Raw genomic sequence first — 14,710 nt, 5'->3', positions numbered from 1 at the left:
ACTCAAGCCCCCACCTCGGCCACAAACTGGTGATCGGCCACGGAAAAGTGGACGCGCTTGATAGGTTCACCGGCCGAGAGGCGCTGCAGCAGCTGCAGGGAGACCGGTGGCAGCAGGGCACCATCGATGACGGATTCGAGCATGCGGGCACCGTTCTCGCTGCGATTGGCCCGCAGCAGGATCTCCTCGGCCACCTCGTCGTCCAGCACCACCTCGGCGCCGAAGCGCTCCTTGAGCAGCTTGACCAGCCGGTTGAGCTTGCCGCCCACGATCTGCACCAGGGTATCGTGACCGAGCGGCAGATAGGGGATCACCTCCATGCGCGCCAGCAGCGCCGGTTTGAAGAAGGCGGCGAGCTCCGGATAGAGGGCGTCCAGCAGCACGTCGGGCTGCTCGGCATGATCGACTATGGTCTGGAAACCGAGGTTGGAGGTGAGGAAGAAGACCACGTTCTTGCAGTCGATGATGCGCCCTTCCCCATCCGCCAGTTCACCCTTGTCAAACGCCTGATAGAAGAGGTTGAGCACGTCCGGGTGGGCCTTCTCCACCTCGTCCAGCAGCACCACGGAATAAGGTTTCTGCCGAATGGCCTCGGTCAGCACGCCCCCTTCGCCGAAACCGACGTAGCCGGGCGGCGAGCCGATCAGGCGGGAGACGGTGTGCTTCTCCTGATACTCGGACATGTTGATGGTGGTCAGGTACTGGCGACCACCGAACATCAGCTCGGCAATCTGCAGCACAGTTTCGGTCTTGCCGACCCCGCTCGGTCCCACCAGCAGGAAGGCACCGAGCGGGCGGCCGGGACGGCGCAGATCGGCGCGGGCGGTCAGCAGATGCTTGTGCAGGTGGGCCACCGCCACATCCTGTCCCTTGATAAGCTCGCCGAGGTACTCCGGCAGACGGGTCACCACGTCCAGCTCCCCTTGCGAGATACGATTGAGGGGCACCCCGGTCCACTCGGCGATGACGGCTGCAATCTGGGTCTTGTCGACGTGGGCGGAGACCAGCACTTGCCCCTGCTGCAGCTCGGTCAGCTCGCGCTCGAGGGTGGCCAGCTGCTCGGCAGCGGCTTGCGGATCGAGCGGCGCATCGGCGAGATCCAGCGCCTCTCTGGCCAGCATCTCATCCTGCTGATCGGCCAGCAGGGCTGCGCGCAGCTCGACAATCTGGTGCACCAGCCCCTGCTGTTGCTGCCAGCGGGCCTCCTGCTCGGCCAGCTCTTCACGGCAAGCCTGCTGGGCCCCCTGCAGTTCGGCCAGGCGCTCTGCGTTGTCACCGAGACCTATCAGGCTCTGGCGCTCCAGCTGGCGGATCTCCAGCTCGCGCTGGCGCAGCGCGTTTTGCAGGTGGCTGACCGCGCGCGGCGGCGTGGTGAGGTTGATGGCCACCCGGGCACAGGCGGTATCGAGCACGTCGATCGCCTTGTCTGGCAGCTGACGGCCGGAGATATAGCGGGCGGAGAGCTGGGCGGCGGCCTGCAGCGCCTCCTCGTCGATCAGCACCCCATGGGCCTTCTCGTAGATGCTGCGCAGGCCGCGCAGGATCACGGTGGCCTCGTCTGCATCGGGCTCACCGACCTTCACCAGCTGGAAGCGGCGCGACAGGGCCGCGTCTTTTTCCACGTATTTCTTGTACTCGCCCCAGGTGGTGGCGGCGATGGTGCGCAGCTCGCCCCGGGCCAGCGCCGGCTTGATGAGGTTGGAGACATCCAGCCCACCCGCCTGGTTGCCGGCCCCAATCAGGGTGTGCGCCTCGTCGATGAAGAGGATGACAGGTTGCACGGCGTCCTTGACCTCCTGCATCACCCCCTTGAAGCGCTTCTCGAACTCCCCCTTGACCGAGGCGCCGGCCTGCATGGCACCGAGATCCAGCGTCATCAGCTCGACCCCGCGCAGCTTCTCGGGCACCTGACCCGCCACCATGCGCAGGGCCAGCCCCTCGATGAGGGCGCTCTTGCCGACACCGGCCTCCCCCACGACTATGGGGTTGTTCTTGCGACGACGGGAGAGGATGTCGATCATCAGGTCGATTTCGTGATCCCGGCAGAGCACAGGATCCAGGCTGCCCTGGCGGGCCTGTTCGGTCACATTGACGGTAAAGCGGGCCAGCAGGCTGGCATCGGCCGGCAGGGCGGCCTGGGCCGTCTTGCCGCCGGGGGTAGTGGTCACTTGCGTCTCGGCGGACTCCTTGACCCACTCGTCAAACTGCTGGCGCAGCAGCTCGCGATTGACCTTGGCGAGCAGGCGGGTCACCGAGCCCGGCAGATAGCGCTGCGGGGTCATCAACAGCACCAGCAGCATGACACCACTGCGCAGCTGGGCGTGTTGCAGCTCGGCGGAGGCGAGCAGCCAGCTGTCTTGCAGCCACTCCACCAGCATGGGCGAGAAGGAGGGGTAACCCTGGCCATAACCATTGTCAGCCGGCGAGGGTTGCAGCAGGGCCTTCAGCTCTTCAACGTCGACCTCGGCCACCTTCAGGATCTGGCGCACGTCGCTCAGCGGGGTTTCCAGCATCTTGAGCAGCAGGTGCTCGATGCGGATCTCGGCCCCCTGGTGATTGACACAGAGGGCCGCGGCCTCCTCCAGCATGTGACGGCAGATGGGGTTGAGTCTTTCCACCAGTACCGGTAGCTCTATACGAATCAAGGCGTGCTCTCCTTAGTATTTTATTTTAATAATTCGCCCAGTTGACGCAGTACGTCCTGGGTCTGGTTATTGAGTTGGTGATGATAGAGGCCGAAGATCAGCGCCAGGATCAGCGCCCCGCCCATGAACAGGCTGCGCAGGGAAACCTGCTTGCGCAGCTGATAGCGGGAGGCCTGCTGCCCCAGATCGAGGTGAAACACGCTGGGCGCCTCACCACCTGCCTCGGGGGCCAATTGCTTGTGCAGCTGGCGCACGATGCGTTCGAACTCTTCCCGCCCCTGGCTCATCACCTTGTAGCGCCCCTCGAAGCCGAGGCAGAGGCACAGGTAGATGAACTCCAAGATGTCGCGGTAGCGCACCGGGTCTTCCTGCAGACGGGCCAGCAGCACGAACACCTTCTCGCCGCCCCAGGTCTCGTTGTGGAAGCGGGCCAGCAGGGAGTGCTGGGACCATTCGCTCTGGCTGCCCCAGTCGCGCCCCATCACGGCCTCGTCGATGAAGGTGCAGAGGATGTAGCGAAACGACAGCACCACCCCGTTCTCGTAACCCTGGGCCATCAGCTCCTGTTCGATGGCCTGGATCTCGGTCACCACCCGCTGGTAGAGCTCGGGCACCTGGTCATAGCGCGACAGCAGGCGCACCCGCTGCACCAGCCCCAGCAAGGGGGTCACCGCATCGATCATCGGGTTGATGCTCTGGCCGCGCAGGCGGAACCAGTAATCCGAATCCATGTCCAGCTGCTCGGCGTGATCAAACAGCAGGTCGCTGAGTTGCTCGTTCTTGATAATGTCCGTGGTCATCTCTGCTTATTCCTTGGTACGATCACTGGCTGCGAATGGCCCAGAGCTGCATGTCAAGCTCGGGGAAGTCGCCGGCAATGTGGAAGGCAAGGGTGTTGCTGACCGCCAGCATCTGCCAGGCCGGGCTCTGCCGGTCGAGCTGGAAGTAGCTGTAACCGGCGTGATAGGGCAGCTGGCGCGGCGCCACCGGCAGCGGCAGCAACGGAATGCCGGGCAGTTGCAGGCTGATGAGCTCGCGGATCTTGTCGCTGGAGGCCACCTTGGTCTGCTGCAGCAGCTGCTTGCGCAACTGCTCCTGCGGCATGCGTGCGCGCACCGCCAGCACGAAGTCGGCGCTTTTCATCAGCTCGCTCTCGTTCACCATGGCCACCATGATGCCGTACTGGTGCTTGCGCAGCTGGATGGAGACGGCGCGCGGCGACAGCACGGTACTGAGCGCCTGACGCAGAGCCAGCATCACCGGTTCGAAGCTCACCTGCTGATCGTCATGACGATAGGCCGGGAATTCGGGCGGCAGGCGGGATTCGTCAGTGAAAGTCATCAGCTCGCCGCAGAGCTGCACCAGCGACTCATGCAGCCGCTCCGGGTGCAGGGTGCCAAGGCGCGCCAGATGGGAGAGCTGGGGCTGAGCCCTGTTCAGGAGCTGCAACATCATGAACTCGGCCACGTCGGCCACCCCTTGCTGACCGGGCGCCGCGATGCGCTGGGAGAGGCTGCGGGCCCGCTCGGCCACGAGACCGGCCGACTCGCCGAGGAAGCGTTTGAGGGTCGGGATGGCGGAGACGCTGATGCTGCAGGGCATGAAGTTGGGATCTAGCACCAGACCGCCGTCCGGACGCTTGTCCAGGATGCGGGCGATGGCGAGCGACGCGTAGGCGCTGCGATCTTCACGCTCCAGCATCAGCCGCAAGCTGACCCGCCCCACTTCGAGGGAGACCACATCCCCCCCTTCGCTGTGCAGGTCGCGCACGTCGTGGCGATGAGCCTGCAGCCGGGTGGCCACCTGGCCGCCCTGCCCCACCTCGTTGACGCCACTCACCGAGAGCGGCAGCGCCAGATAGACCTTCTGGTTGGCCACCGAGGCGTCGGTGATCTCCAGCGGGGTCGGCAGCATGTCGTCGTTGGGGATGTTGAACACGGTTCCGTCCGGCAGGATGCCGGTTGCCCCCACCAGGGCGATGCGACCAAAGCCCAGGTAATCCTCGTTGATGGCGAGCGACTGCAAGCCGTAGAAATAGTCGGACAGCGCGCTCAGGCGAGCGTGCAGTGCGTAATCCGAATGCCTTTGTTGTTGCTGGAAGTGCTGGGGCTTGATGAACAGCCCCTCACGCCAGATAACCCGATTTCGACTCGACATGGTTATTCTTCTTCTTTTTGCAGTTCCACTTCATCCAGGCGCAGGTGCACCAGGATTTGATAAGCCGCGCCCTTGCTCTTGATCTTGATGACCTTGCGCCACTCGGCACTGTCCGGGTCGGCGTAGCGTGCGATCACGCCGATGTAACGGGTCTTCTCGTCGAGCTTGACGGGGGGCAGGTATTTGAACTGGCCCGGCAGCAGGGTGTAGTCCTGATGATCCAGGTAGTTCTTGCCAAGGGCCTTCTCGACATCTGCCGTCACCTGGTCGTAGTCGGTGGCGAGCAGCTTGGAATCCTCGGCCAGCAGCACCACCTGAAACTCGATGGGCGCCGCCTCCCCGCTCTCGTTGGGGTTGACATCTGGCTCCGCCAGCAGGCTCAGCCCCAGGGTGGAGGGTTGACTGTTATTGCTGCCCACCTGGATATCCGGGTTCATGGCGACATCGGCCATCTTGCCCATGGTGGTACAGCCAGCCAGGGCCAGCAGCGCGGCGCCCAGCATCAGCGCACGTATCATCAAATCAGTCCCTGTTGCTGACGCACGGCCTGGTCATAGGCCTGGGCATACACCTGGTGGAACAGCTTGTCGAACCCCTGCTGGCGGGCGGAGGTGAGCTCGCGGTAGTAGTGCTGGTACATGTTCCAGGCCCAGCCTTCATCGGTCATGCCCGGCGCGCCGCTGCGGCGGTATTGTTCGAACCGGCCGATCAGCGCCTCGGGCGAGAAGGCTTGCAGAATACTGTCCAGCGCCGCGCCGATGGCCTGCTGGTTCGCCACGTGGTGAATACGCACGTTGTGCAGGCTCTCGGTCACCGCCGCCGGCGCGCTCAGGTGGACCGGGCTCTTCTGCTCGGCAAACAGCACCGCCAGGGTCTCGTCATAGTCAAGACCCAGGCGCAGCGGGTTGTCCTCGATGGGGCGCAGATGCTTGTCTGCAAGCGCCGCCTGTTCGGTTTGCAACTGCAGCAACCCCTCCACCATGGCCCGCACCGTCTTGCCCATCTCTTCGAGCATGTCGTGGGCCTGCTGAGTGTCCTGCAGTTGCAAGGGCTGACCCAGGCCACGCATCAGCGGGGTCAGGGCCACGTGATCGACGCCGTCCAGCGACAGCTGATAATCGGGGTGGTTCTCGATGCTGGGCATATCCAGAAATTCTTGGTTCATGGTGTTCTCGACAGCAGAAAAGGGGGCAAGGGGGGGAACGTCCACATCCGGCTGTGAACGCGGTGAAGCCTGCAGGCGACTATCCGCCAGCGGGCCATCCGTCGGCACGCCAGCTGTTGGCAAGCCATCCATCAACGAATTGGGGGTCCGGCGCTCCTGTTGCAGTGCCAGCAGGGGATCGGCCGCCAAGGTGCGCGGATCATCGGCCCGGGCGGCGGGCTCATCACCGGTCAGCCACTCGTCGAGCTGCTCGGTGGCACGATTGCCCAGCACCTGCTGCAGGCTCTGCTCCGGGGTGATGGCCCCCAGGTAGGTACGCAGCCGGAACGGGCCGACGATGAGCTCGTCCCCCTGTTCCAGATGCACCTTGCGGGCCCGCCCGATGGGTGAGGTGGCGCCATTGATGTAGGTCTGGCCGCTCAGATCGCACAGGCAGAAGCGACCGTCGTTGAGCTCGATGCGGGCGTGGGCGGGCAGCACGGCCCCCAACCTGTCCCGCAGCTGCCAGTCATCCTGCTCGGAGGCGCCCAGGGTCCCCCCCATCTCGTCGAAGCGGTACTGCACCTGCTGGCTGCCGTCGAGCTGTTCGCTGTTGAGCACCACCAGGGAAAGTTGCTGGTTAAAATCGTCCACGGTTACTCCTGCACTGATCTCTGTACTTAAATGTTCTGCGCAGCTTATTTCTGCACTTATTCCTGCACACAAATGGTCACAAACGGATCGCTCGGCGGTTGGCCGAGAAAGGTACTCCACCCCAGGCGGGCACTCTGCTCTTCACCGAGTCTCAGTCCCTTCGCCTGCTCCTGGCCGAAACCAAGCCGTAGATCCCAGGCCAGCTGATCGCGCAGGATGAAGGAGACGAAGGTCACCAGGGCGTGGAAGTGCTCCCCGTTCGGCAGAAAGCCGAGAAACTGGCCAAAACTCAGGTTGTTGATCTTCAACAAGAACTTGCCAGCACAGTCGTTCACCTTGTCGCCGATGACAAAGTCATCCCCCAGGGTGGCGCAGGCACCGCCGAGGCGGTTTTGCTGATCCTGATGAATAGGCACCTTGCGCCACTGCCAGGCGCTCACCTCCACGTCCGCCAGATCGAAACAGTGGGCCACCAGACCGGCCACCACCTCGGGGGAACGGCTGGGGCTCGCCAGCATGCCCGCATAGGAGAGCATCTTGGCCCGATTGACCGGCAGGCTCTGGCAGACCGCCTCGTTGCCAAGCCCCACCAGGGCAAACATCAGGCGGGAGAAACCATCCTCACCGTTGTCCTGAAACCGGACGTGGTAGCGATACTTGCGCCAGATCCGGTGCAGCAGGGTCAGCAGGCGGTGATGGAAGAAATCCAGGAACAGGCCGAGCTTCTGCTCCCCCTGGGCGTACTCCCACGCCAGCGAATCGAGGTAATAGCCGGGCATCGGCGACTGGCTGCCGTGCAGGCCGAGAAAGGCCACCTCCAGCTCGTGGCGGCCCTGTCCGTCCCGGCCAATCTGCAGCACGTCGCTGGTAGGGAACCCCAGGGACGCAGTCGCCTTGAAGCGGATGTTCTCGTCACCGGGCAGGTAGTCGAGCCCCCGCTCCTGATCAGCACCATCCAGTCGGTTGAGCAGCTCAACCAGCTGGAAGAAGTTGAAGCGGGGCGCGTCCTTGCCGGACGTCACATCAGGGAGTGCTGACCGATCTGGACTGGCCACTGATAGCGCTCCTTGTTGTCGAGATTGACCACCTCAAGCAGGTGGAAAGCGTTGACGCTGGCGTACAGCGAGAAGAAGTGGGCCAGCACGGTGCTGAACAGATAGAGCTCCCCTTCGCTGCCAAAGGCGGACTGGCGGATGGAGAGCACCGACTTGAGCCCCCGCACCGGCATGCCGCGCACCAGCCGGTCCACCGGCTTGGTTTCGATCTCCTCGATCCCCGCCAGCCGCTTGCGCGAAGCCTGTTCCGCCTGCTTGTCGTGCAGCGCCGGAAAATCGTAGGTGCGCAACACCTGCACCAGGGCATCGCGGCGCAGCAAGGAGACATAGTTGAGCGACAGGTTGGATATCAGCGTCCAGTGCAGACTGCCGTCCAGCGCCGGGCGCAGCGGCCGGGTCGGCCGGATCAGGTTGCGGAAGGTGGCAAACGAGGGTGAGCTGCCGGTCGGCACGCAGACGCTGCCCACCTTGAGGCGAGCGGCGCGGGAGCGGTTGGTGCAGGTGAGCGTCACCGAGATAGATTCATCCAGTTCGACCGTGGTGGTTTCATCCCCGCGCACGAACGAGAGGCTGTGCTCGAAACCATCCCCGCTCACCGCCTCCTTGACCCGTACCCGGTAGTAGAGCGCCAGCCGCTGCTTGGCCCGCTCAATCTGGTGCTGGAAGCTCTCGAACGGCTGATAGATGCGCGGCGTGCCGCGGGAGCGGCCAAGATTCCCCTCGACCCAGCCTTCCACCTGGTCCACCGAGAAGATCTCGAAGCTGTCGGCATGGCGATAGCTCGCCTTGAGGGGGTACTCCGCCTGGCGACCATTGAGGTTGACCGGCTCGCTGTCGTGCTGGAACAGGTTGATGGCCGGCACGCAGTTGAGCATGAAGGAGTCGGGACGGATCTTGAGCTCCGCCGGCAGCGGCCGGTCGAAGCAGAAGTGCACCTTGAATTCGCTCACCGGCAACGGCTGTTTGGGCCAGTCGCCACCGGCGAGTTCGAAGAAGAGGAAGCTTTCCGGGAAGCAGAAATACTCCTGCAGGATCCGGTAGCCGGAATAGACGTTGTTCGGATAGGGCAAGAGCGCATCGCCGCGCTCGAAGCCGACCGGTTTGAGGGCCTTGGCCTCCTGACGAAAGCGCTTGCCGTCGATCTCAAGCTCGATATGGGATAGCTGGTTGGAGAGCCAGAAGTAGAGCTCATAGGCGGTGTAACTGTCGCCACCGAGGAAGAAGCGCAGCTTGTCCAGCTGCAACTCGCAAAGCGGCAGAGGGGCATGCAGGGCGATATCCAGCGAGATGGTGGAGAGATCGTTGCCACTCTGGGCGGCAATATGACGGATATCGGCCGGATAGACCCAGGTATCGTGACAGGTCTGGAAATGGCAGGTCACTTCGTCCAGGGGCAGGCTGTCGAGCTGGCAGCCTTGCCTGACCAGCGCCGGCTGGGCGATGGCCCCAGGAATGACCGAAAACTGCATGATGGTCATGCTGGGCACGGGACGCAGGTAGTTGGGCCAGAGCATGTTGAGCAGACCGTGGGTCAGCTCGGGAAACTCATCCTCAATCTTGGCGCGCAGGTTGCCCGTGAGGAAGGCGAATCCCTCCAGCAGGCGCTCCACGTCCGGATCGGTGTTCTGCTCCGACAGAAAGCGGGTGAGTTCGGGATAGGCGTCGGCAAATTCACGCCCTTGCAGGCGCAAAAATGCCAGTTCATCCCTGAAGTAATGTTCCAGCGACATTGATCAGACCATGCGGTAGTGACGGTGACTGTCCATATGGACGTTGAACGAGGTAACTTGCTCGATATGCTCCAGCCGCACGTGGGCCGTCACCTGAAACGACATCTCAAGCGGGCTCGCCTGATAGTCCGGTGAACGAACATCCACATGGATGATCCGCGGTTCATAACGGCGGATGCATTGCCGGATCGCTTCCCGGATCCGTCCTTTGATATCCGCACTGCCCTGAGTGGCGTCATTGAGATCAATGACCCCGAGGTCAGGTGCGCTGCGACAATTGCCGGGACGGGTGTTGAGGATCTGGTCGAGCTGCCGTTTGACAGAGTCGACCAGTTCATCAACTTCCGAACGAGGGGAGGAGCCAAGCCCCTCCCCCCGGATGCGATCAAACAGGCTGGCCGCATTTCCTCTATCCCAGGAAGAGAGATGCGGCATCGGGCCTTATTCCTTGTCCAGTCGACCTACCAGAGAGAGCTCGAAGCTCGCCCCCATGTACTTGAAGTGCGGGCGCACGGCCATGGCAACCTGGTACCAGCCCGGCTCCCCTTCCACATCCAACACCTTGATCTGGGCAGCGCGCAGCGGACGGCGGCTACGTACGTCTGCCGGCGGGTTCTCCTGATCGGCAACGTACTGCTTGATCCAGCCATTCAGCTCGCGTTCCAGATCCTGACGCTCCTTCCAGGAGCCGATCTGCTCGCGCTGCAGCACTTTGATGTAGTGCGCCAGGCGGTTGATGATGAACATGTAGGGCAGCTGGGTTCCCAGCTTGTAGTTGGTTTCCGCTTCTTTCCCTTCCTTGGTGTTCGGGAACACCTTGGGTTTTTGCACCGAGTTGGCGGAGAAGAAGGCGGCGTTGTCGCTGTCTTTACGCATGGTCAGGGTGATGAAGCCCTCTTCCGACAGCTCGTATTCACGACGATCGGTGATGAGCACCTCGGTCGGGATCTTCGCCTGCAGCTGGCCCATGGCTTCATAGACGTGTACCGGCAGATCGTGGATGGCACCACCACTCTGCGGGCCTATGATGTTCGGACACCAGCGATACTTGGCGAAACTGTCGGTCAGGGAGGTGCCCATCAGATAGGCGGTGTTGCCCCACAGATAGTGGTCGTGATCCGAGCTGATATCTTCCTGATAGTTGAAGCCCTTGATGGGGTTCTCGGTCGGGTCGTAGGGCAGACGCGCCAGGAAGCGCGGTGCGGTCAGCCCCAGATAACGGGCATCTTCCGATTCACGCAGGGAACGCCACTTGGTGTAGGCCGGGCCTTCGAAAACCGATTTCAGATCCTTGATGGAAGGCAGATCGGTAAAGCTGTCGACACCGAAGAAAGCGGGTGCGACGGAAGAGATGAACGGCGCATGGGCCATGGCACCCACCGCGCTGACATACTGCATCAGCTTGATGTCGGGGGAGCTGTGGGTAAAAGCGTAGTCACCGATCACGGCGCCGACGGGCTGACCACCGAACTGACCGTAGCCAGTCGAGTAGACATGCTTGTAGAGACCGGACTGGGTGATTTCGGGTGAGAACTCAAAATCTTCCAGCAGCTCTTCCTTGGTGGCATGCAGCACCTGGATTTTGATGTTCTCGCGAAAATCGGTGCGATCCACCAAAAGCTTGAGGGAGCGCCAGGAGGACTCCATCTCCTGCAGCTCCTTGGCATGCAGGATGACGTCCATCTGCTTGCTCAGCTTCTTGTCGAGCTCGACAATCATGCTGTCGACCAGCGCCTTGTTAACCGGCTCACTGGTAGTACCGCTGTCCAGGATGTTGGCGATCAGGGCTGCAACCCCCTGCTTGGCAACGCTGTAACCCTCGTCCACCGGGGTGATACGAGCCTGCGCCATGATTTCGTCCAGCAAGGACGAGGAGGCTGCACTCGCCCCCGCTTGAACCTGTTCTTCGACCAAAGACATGTTTGTTCCTTTCTCGTTCAGTCAATCCAACCCGGCGATCACTCGGCAGGCTTAATCAAATCCAGCTCCTTGAGCAGTTGCTCACGAGCATCATCACTGGACAGCAGATCCTGCAAACGATTGCGGAAGGCAGGGATATTACCCAGTGGTCCCTTCAGGGCAACCAAGGCCTCGCGCAGTTCCAACAGCTTGCGCAGCTCGGGCACTTGCTGTGCCACGCTGTCGGGGGTGAAGTCTTCCAGAGACTGGATCTTGATCGAAACCGGCAGCTCATCCTGGCTATTCTCTTCCAGACGATTGGGAACGGAAAACTTCAGTTCCAGCGCGGATTCTTTCATGACAGACGAGAAGTTATTCTTGTCGATGGAGACGGTCTGACGCTCCTCGATCGGAGTGTCTTCGGTACGACCCTTCATATTGCCGACCACCATCATGGTCAACGGAAGCTCTATTTCCGCCTGCTGACCACCGGTTGCCGGTACATATTTGATGTTGATACGTTCTTTGGGCGCAACAGTGCCGCCGTCAATTCCTTTTCCCATGCTCTAAATACCAAGTTAAAGGTCAACAAAGACCCTAAAGCTTATAGCCAATGCACATACCAACAACTGTCAAAAATGACAGTTGACTGAACTCACTGACGGATTAAGTGAGTAGTTCATCAGCTGACGATGCGTCTCCGATATACAAAAGCAAAAGCTCTAATAATCAAAAACGCAGTATGCATCTTGTTATCTATACAATCCGATTTTGCCTCTACTCTTTGTTAGAGGTCATATTGGCCCTAGAGCCATTTGCGCCGCATGGTATATGCGTGTAGCACAGATAGTCAATTGATTATTTATCAACGAAGAAGAGCGAGAAGAAAAAAGCGAAGCAAAAACAACAAGTTAACGCAAAATCACAATGCCTTTGCGTGATATTTTAAAATACACCCCATATCCTCCACGCTCTCAGAAAAACATATTCCAGAGTCATTCACTTTGAGCGTTAGTGATTCATACATTTCACCACGTTCTAATGCGACAAAGATTGTCGTAACCAGACATGGATATGTAACAAAAAATTACCGCTCAAGAACGAAAAATCCCTTCATCATGCAAAACAATGAAGGGACTGGAGAACATAATATGCACGACGATATCACCAGGATAAGGCGGCTTATATCAAGCACTCTGGATCATCGACCGTTCAGGTAGATTGTAAATCTCATCATTGTTGACAAGAAACAAACTAACTGTTCAATTTCTTCCCTTTGGCAAGCGCTACAAACCAATGCTGAGCCAGTTTTTGCCCTGCGCTCTTCTCTTTTTCAGTCATACCTTTTTCAAGCTCGTCACGTGCTTCAGAAGCCTCACTGTTTCCATCCGTGGCAGCAAGCAGATACCATGCATAGGCATGCAGTCTATTGCGTGGAGCTCCCAACCCCTGCTCTCGCATCATACCCATGCGGTATTGAGCTGATCGGTGCTGGGCATTGGCGGCCAGTCGATACTCTTTAAGGGCCTGCGGGTAGTCTTCCTTGCCGCCCAATCCCAGCCGTAGCATCTCGCCATAAGCATAGTGAGCATCGACGTTGCCCTGTACTGCTGCCAAAGCAAAATAGTGGCGAGCGGTCACTAGGTCACCTTGCTCTTGCTGCCATTGAGCCAATGCCAGCTGAGCTTCGCTGAATCCCCCTTCTGCGGCACGTGTCAACCAATGTTCTCGCGCGACACTATCGCTCTGTTGCAGGCTCAATTGATATTCTGCCTCGTGGGAACCACTGCCCGCGGCCAGCTCCAGCCAATAGCGGCCAAGCTCAAGATCCTGAGCAACCAGATCACCGACCAGATAGGCTTGTCCCAACCACAACTGTGCCGATACAGCCCCCGCATTGGCAGCTCGCTGATAGAGAACGAATGCCTCTTCAGATGGCGCCTTGCGCGCCAGCACCAACAAGGCATCCGGCTGTTGCTGAGCGGCTGCTTTCTCATACCAGCGCAGGGCAACATCGGGGCGCTTGCCCACCCCTTTCCCTTGTTCATAGCGAGTGCCAAGCTGGAATTGGGCATCCCGATTCCCTTGTTCGGCGGCTTTCTCCAGCCATTTGACGGCATCTTCATCAGCCCCCGCCTGACCTGCATACCATTGTCCAAGTATCAACTGGGCACTCGCATGATCGCGCTTGGCCGCCTGTTCGAACCAGTCAAGGCACTCACTGGCCAGCTTGCCCTTGTGCCGTTGACGGCAGTCCTGACCCAGTTGATAACTGGCTTCCGCATTGCCCAACTTGGCGGAGCGCTGCCACCACTGCTTGGCCAGTACAGGATTTTTAGGTTCTCCCAACCCCGCCTGATACCAGCTTCCCACCTGTAATGCGGCCTTGCCCCGAATATCAACATCCGCCGCCAGCGGACCGACTTGATCGGCGGCCTGCTTCATCCAGCGCATCGCCTCGGGATAATCAGGCTTGGTCACCAGACGCTTGGCTAGCTCATATTGCGCCTTGCCCTGGCCCTGCTGGGAAGCCAGCAATAACTGCTGTTCAGTTACAGGCAATGTATTCACTGAACAGCCAGTGACTATCCACGAAAATAAAAGGATACCAATTGATATTTTAAATTTACAGACCATATCACCTTCATTACCTTTTCGGATGGGCTTTACCAATTAAAATGATTTATTAAACTAAAAATCATGAGGGAATTTAATACCAATGATGCTTTCGCACCATTTTACCGTGGTAACTTAACATGTCGAACCACAGAACACCCTAGAATAGAAATCCACATAAATACATGTTCTGCAGCTTAATCAAGAGTTGAGCCAGAACACTCTGGTCATCTATAGTTAATTAAATTAATGCATACTAACAGAAAATGATTAAAATCCCTCTAGGCATCCTTTCTTGTTTTATTACAGGATCCTATCCACAATGTAACTCCACAACAAAGAACCATTTTGACAACAAAAAAAACCAACAGGCTTACTACAATTTCAATTTGGTCACAGACTATCACCTCATCCTTGCATTATGTATCTCCGGAGGGGAGCTACTCTTTCATTCATCGCCATTTTGCAAGTGGCTCTGAAATAGTTCCACTTTCAAGATTAATATCATGTTGCCAAAAACGCTCACCTTTAAATGGCGGTTCATGTGCAAGAACAACTCTCACTGTTTTTTCTACAGAAGCAGATTGGCTTGCTAAGCAATATATGCAACTACCAGGTTCTTTAAATGAAAAACGGGTAATGAAAAGTAAATCCCCTTCCTTATCAAAAAAACTAATGCCAGAGGCATTTAAAGCCGTCACACCATCTAACTTCTTATCATAAGCAGCGTCAACATAATCACCTATCACTTTTATTTCTTTACCATCATAAACCCAAGAAATATCATTGTCATTTAAATCAACCCTCATT

The 14,710-nt window shown here is 59.1% G+C and carries 12 protein-coding genes; all 12 read right to left on the bottom strand.

Annotated elements, in window-relative coordinates:
• Positions 1-2 precede the first annotated feature (2 nt).
• The 12 genes from tssH to BN1143_RS22420 all read right to left on the bottom strand — a co-directional run bounded on the left by tssH (position 3) and on the right by BN1143_RS22420 (position 14,709).
• Positions 3-2,645, bottom strand: coding sequence for a type VI secretion system ATPase TssH (gene tssH, locus BN1143_RS13235; RefSeq protein WP_042050942.1), 2,643 nt, complete (start codon positions 2,643-2,645; stop codon positions 3-5).
• A 20-nt stretch (positions 2,646-2,665) separates the two neighbouring features.
• Complete coding sequence (icmH, locus tag BN1143_RS13230) at positions 2,666-3,445, bottom strand: type IVB secretion system protein IcmH/DotU (protein ID WP_017764291.1); 780 nt, start codon at positions 3,443-3,445, stop codon at positions 2,666-2,668.
• A 22-nt stretch (positions 3,446-3,467) separates the two neighbouring features.
• Positions 3,468-4,802, bottom strand: a complete 1,335-nt coding sequence (gene tssK, locus BN1143_RS13225; RefSeq protein ID WP_017764290.1) for a type VI secretion system baseplate subunit TssK — start codon at positions 4,800-4,802, stop codon at positions 3,468-3,470.
• A gap of 2 nt (positions 4,803-4,804) precedes the next feature.
• Positions 4,805-5,320, bottom strand: a complete 516-nt coding sequence (tssJ, locus tag BN1143_RS13220) for a type VI secretion system lipoprotein TssJ (RefSeq protein WP_042050941.1) — start codon at positions 5,318-5,320, stop codon at positions 4,805-4,807.
• On the bottom strand, positions 5,320-6,600 hold the full coding sequence (gene tagH / locus BN1143_RS13215) for a type VI secretion system-associated FHA domain protein TagH (protein WP_042050940.1): 1,281 nt from the start codon (positions 6,598-6,600) through the stop codon (positions 5,320-5,322). Before tagH ends, tssJ begins: the two co-directional genes overlap by 1 nt.
• A gap of 56 nt (positions 6,601-6,656) precedes the next feature.
• A complete protein-coding gene (gene tssG, locus BN1143_RS13210) occupies positions 6,657-7,655 on the bottom strand; it encodes a type VI secretion system baseplate subunit TssG (protein WP_017785421.1) in 999 nt (332 codons plus the stop codon).
• A complete protein-coding gene (gene tssF, locus BN1143_RS13205) occupies positions 7,619-9,385 on the bottom strand; it encodes a type VI secretion system baseplate subunit TssF (RefSeq protein ID WP_017787287.1) in 1,767 nt (588 codons plus the stop codon). The genes tssG and tssF overlap by 37 nt, the downstream gene beginning before the upstream one ends.
• Before the next feature lie 3 nt (positions 9,386-9,388).
• The gene (gene tssE / locus BN1143_RS13200) at positions 9,389-9,820 is read right to left on the bottom strand and encodes a type VI secretion system baseplate subunit TssE (protein WP_005299981.1); all 432 of its coding nucleotides are present in this window, start codon (positions 9,818-9,820) and stop codon (positions 9,389-9,391) included.
• 6 nt (positions 9,821-9,826) lie between these two features.
• The gene (gene tssC, locus BN1143_RS13195; RefSeq protein WP_005299978.1) at positions 9,827-11,305 is read right to left on the bottom strand and encodes a type VI secretion system contractile sheath large subunit; all 1,479 of its coding nucleotides are present in this window, start codon (positions 11,303-11,305) and stop codon (positions 9,827-9,829) included.
• A 38-nt stretch (positions 11,306-11,343) separates the two neighbouring features.
• Positions 11,344-11,847: a type VI secretion system contractile sheath small subunit gene (gene tssB / locus BN1143_RS13190; protein WP_005299975.1), complete on the bottom strand. Its 504-nt coding sequence runs from the start codon at positions 11,845-11,847 to the stop codon at positions 11,344-11,346.
• A 691-nt stretch (positions 11,848-12,538) separates the two neighbouring features.
• Complete coding sequence (locus tag BN1143_RS13185; RefSeq protein ID WP_042050938.1) at positions 12,539-13,921, bottom strand: tetratricopeptide repeat protein; 1,383 nt, start codon at positions 13,919-13,921, stop codon at positions 12,539-12,541.
• Between the two features lie 431 nt (positions 13,922-14,352).
• Positions 14,353-14,709: a hypothetical protein gene (locus BN1143_RS22420; protein ID WP_156141305.1), complete on the bottom strand. Its 357-nt coding sequence runs from the start codon at positions 14,707-14,709 to the stop codon at positions 14,353-14,355.
• Position 14,710 lies beyond the last annotated feature (1 nt).

The sequence above is a fragment of the Aeromonas dhakensis genome (genome assembly GCF_000820305.1).
Taxonomy (GTDB): Bacteria; Pseudomonadota; Gammaproteobacteria; order Enterobacterales; family Aeromonadaceae; genus Aeromonas; species Aeromonas dhakensis.
Note: the sequence above shows the minus strand (reverse complement) of the source record. Positions and strands in the feature narration are given on the sequence as shown.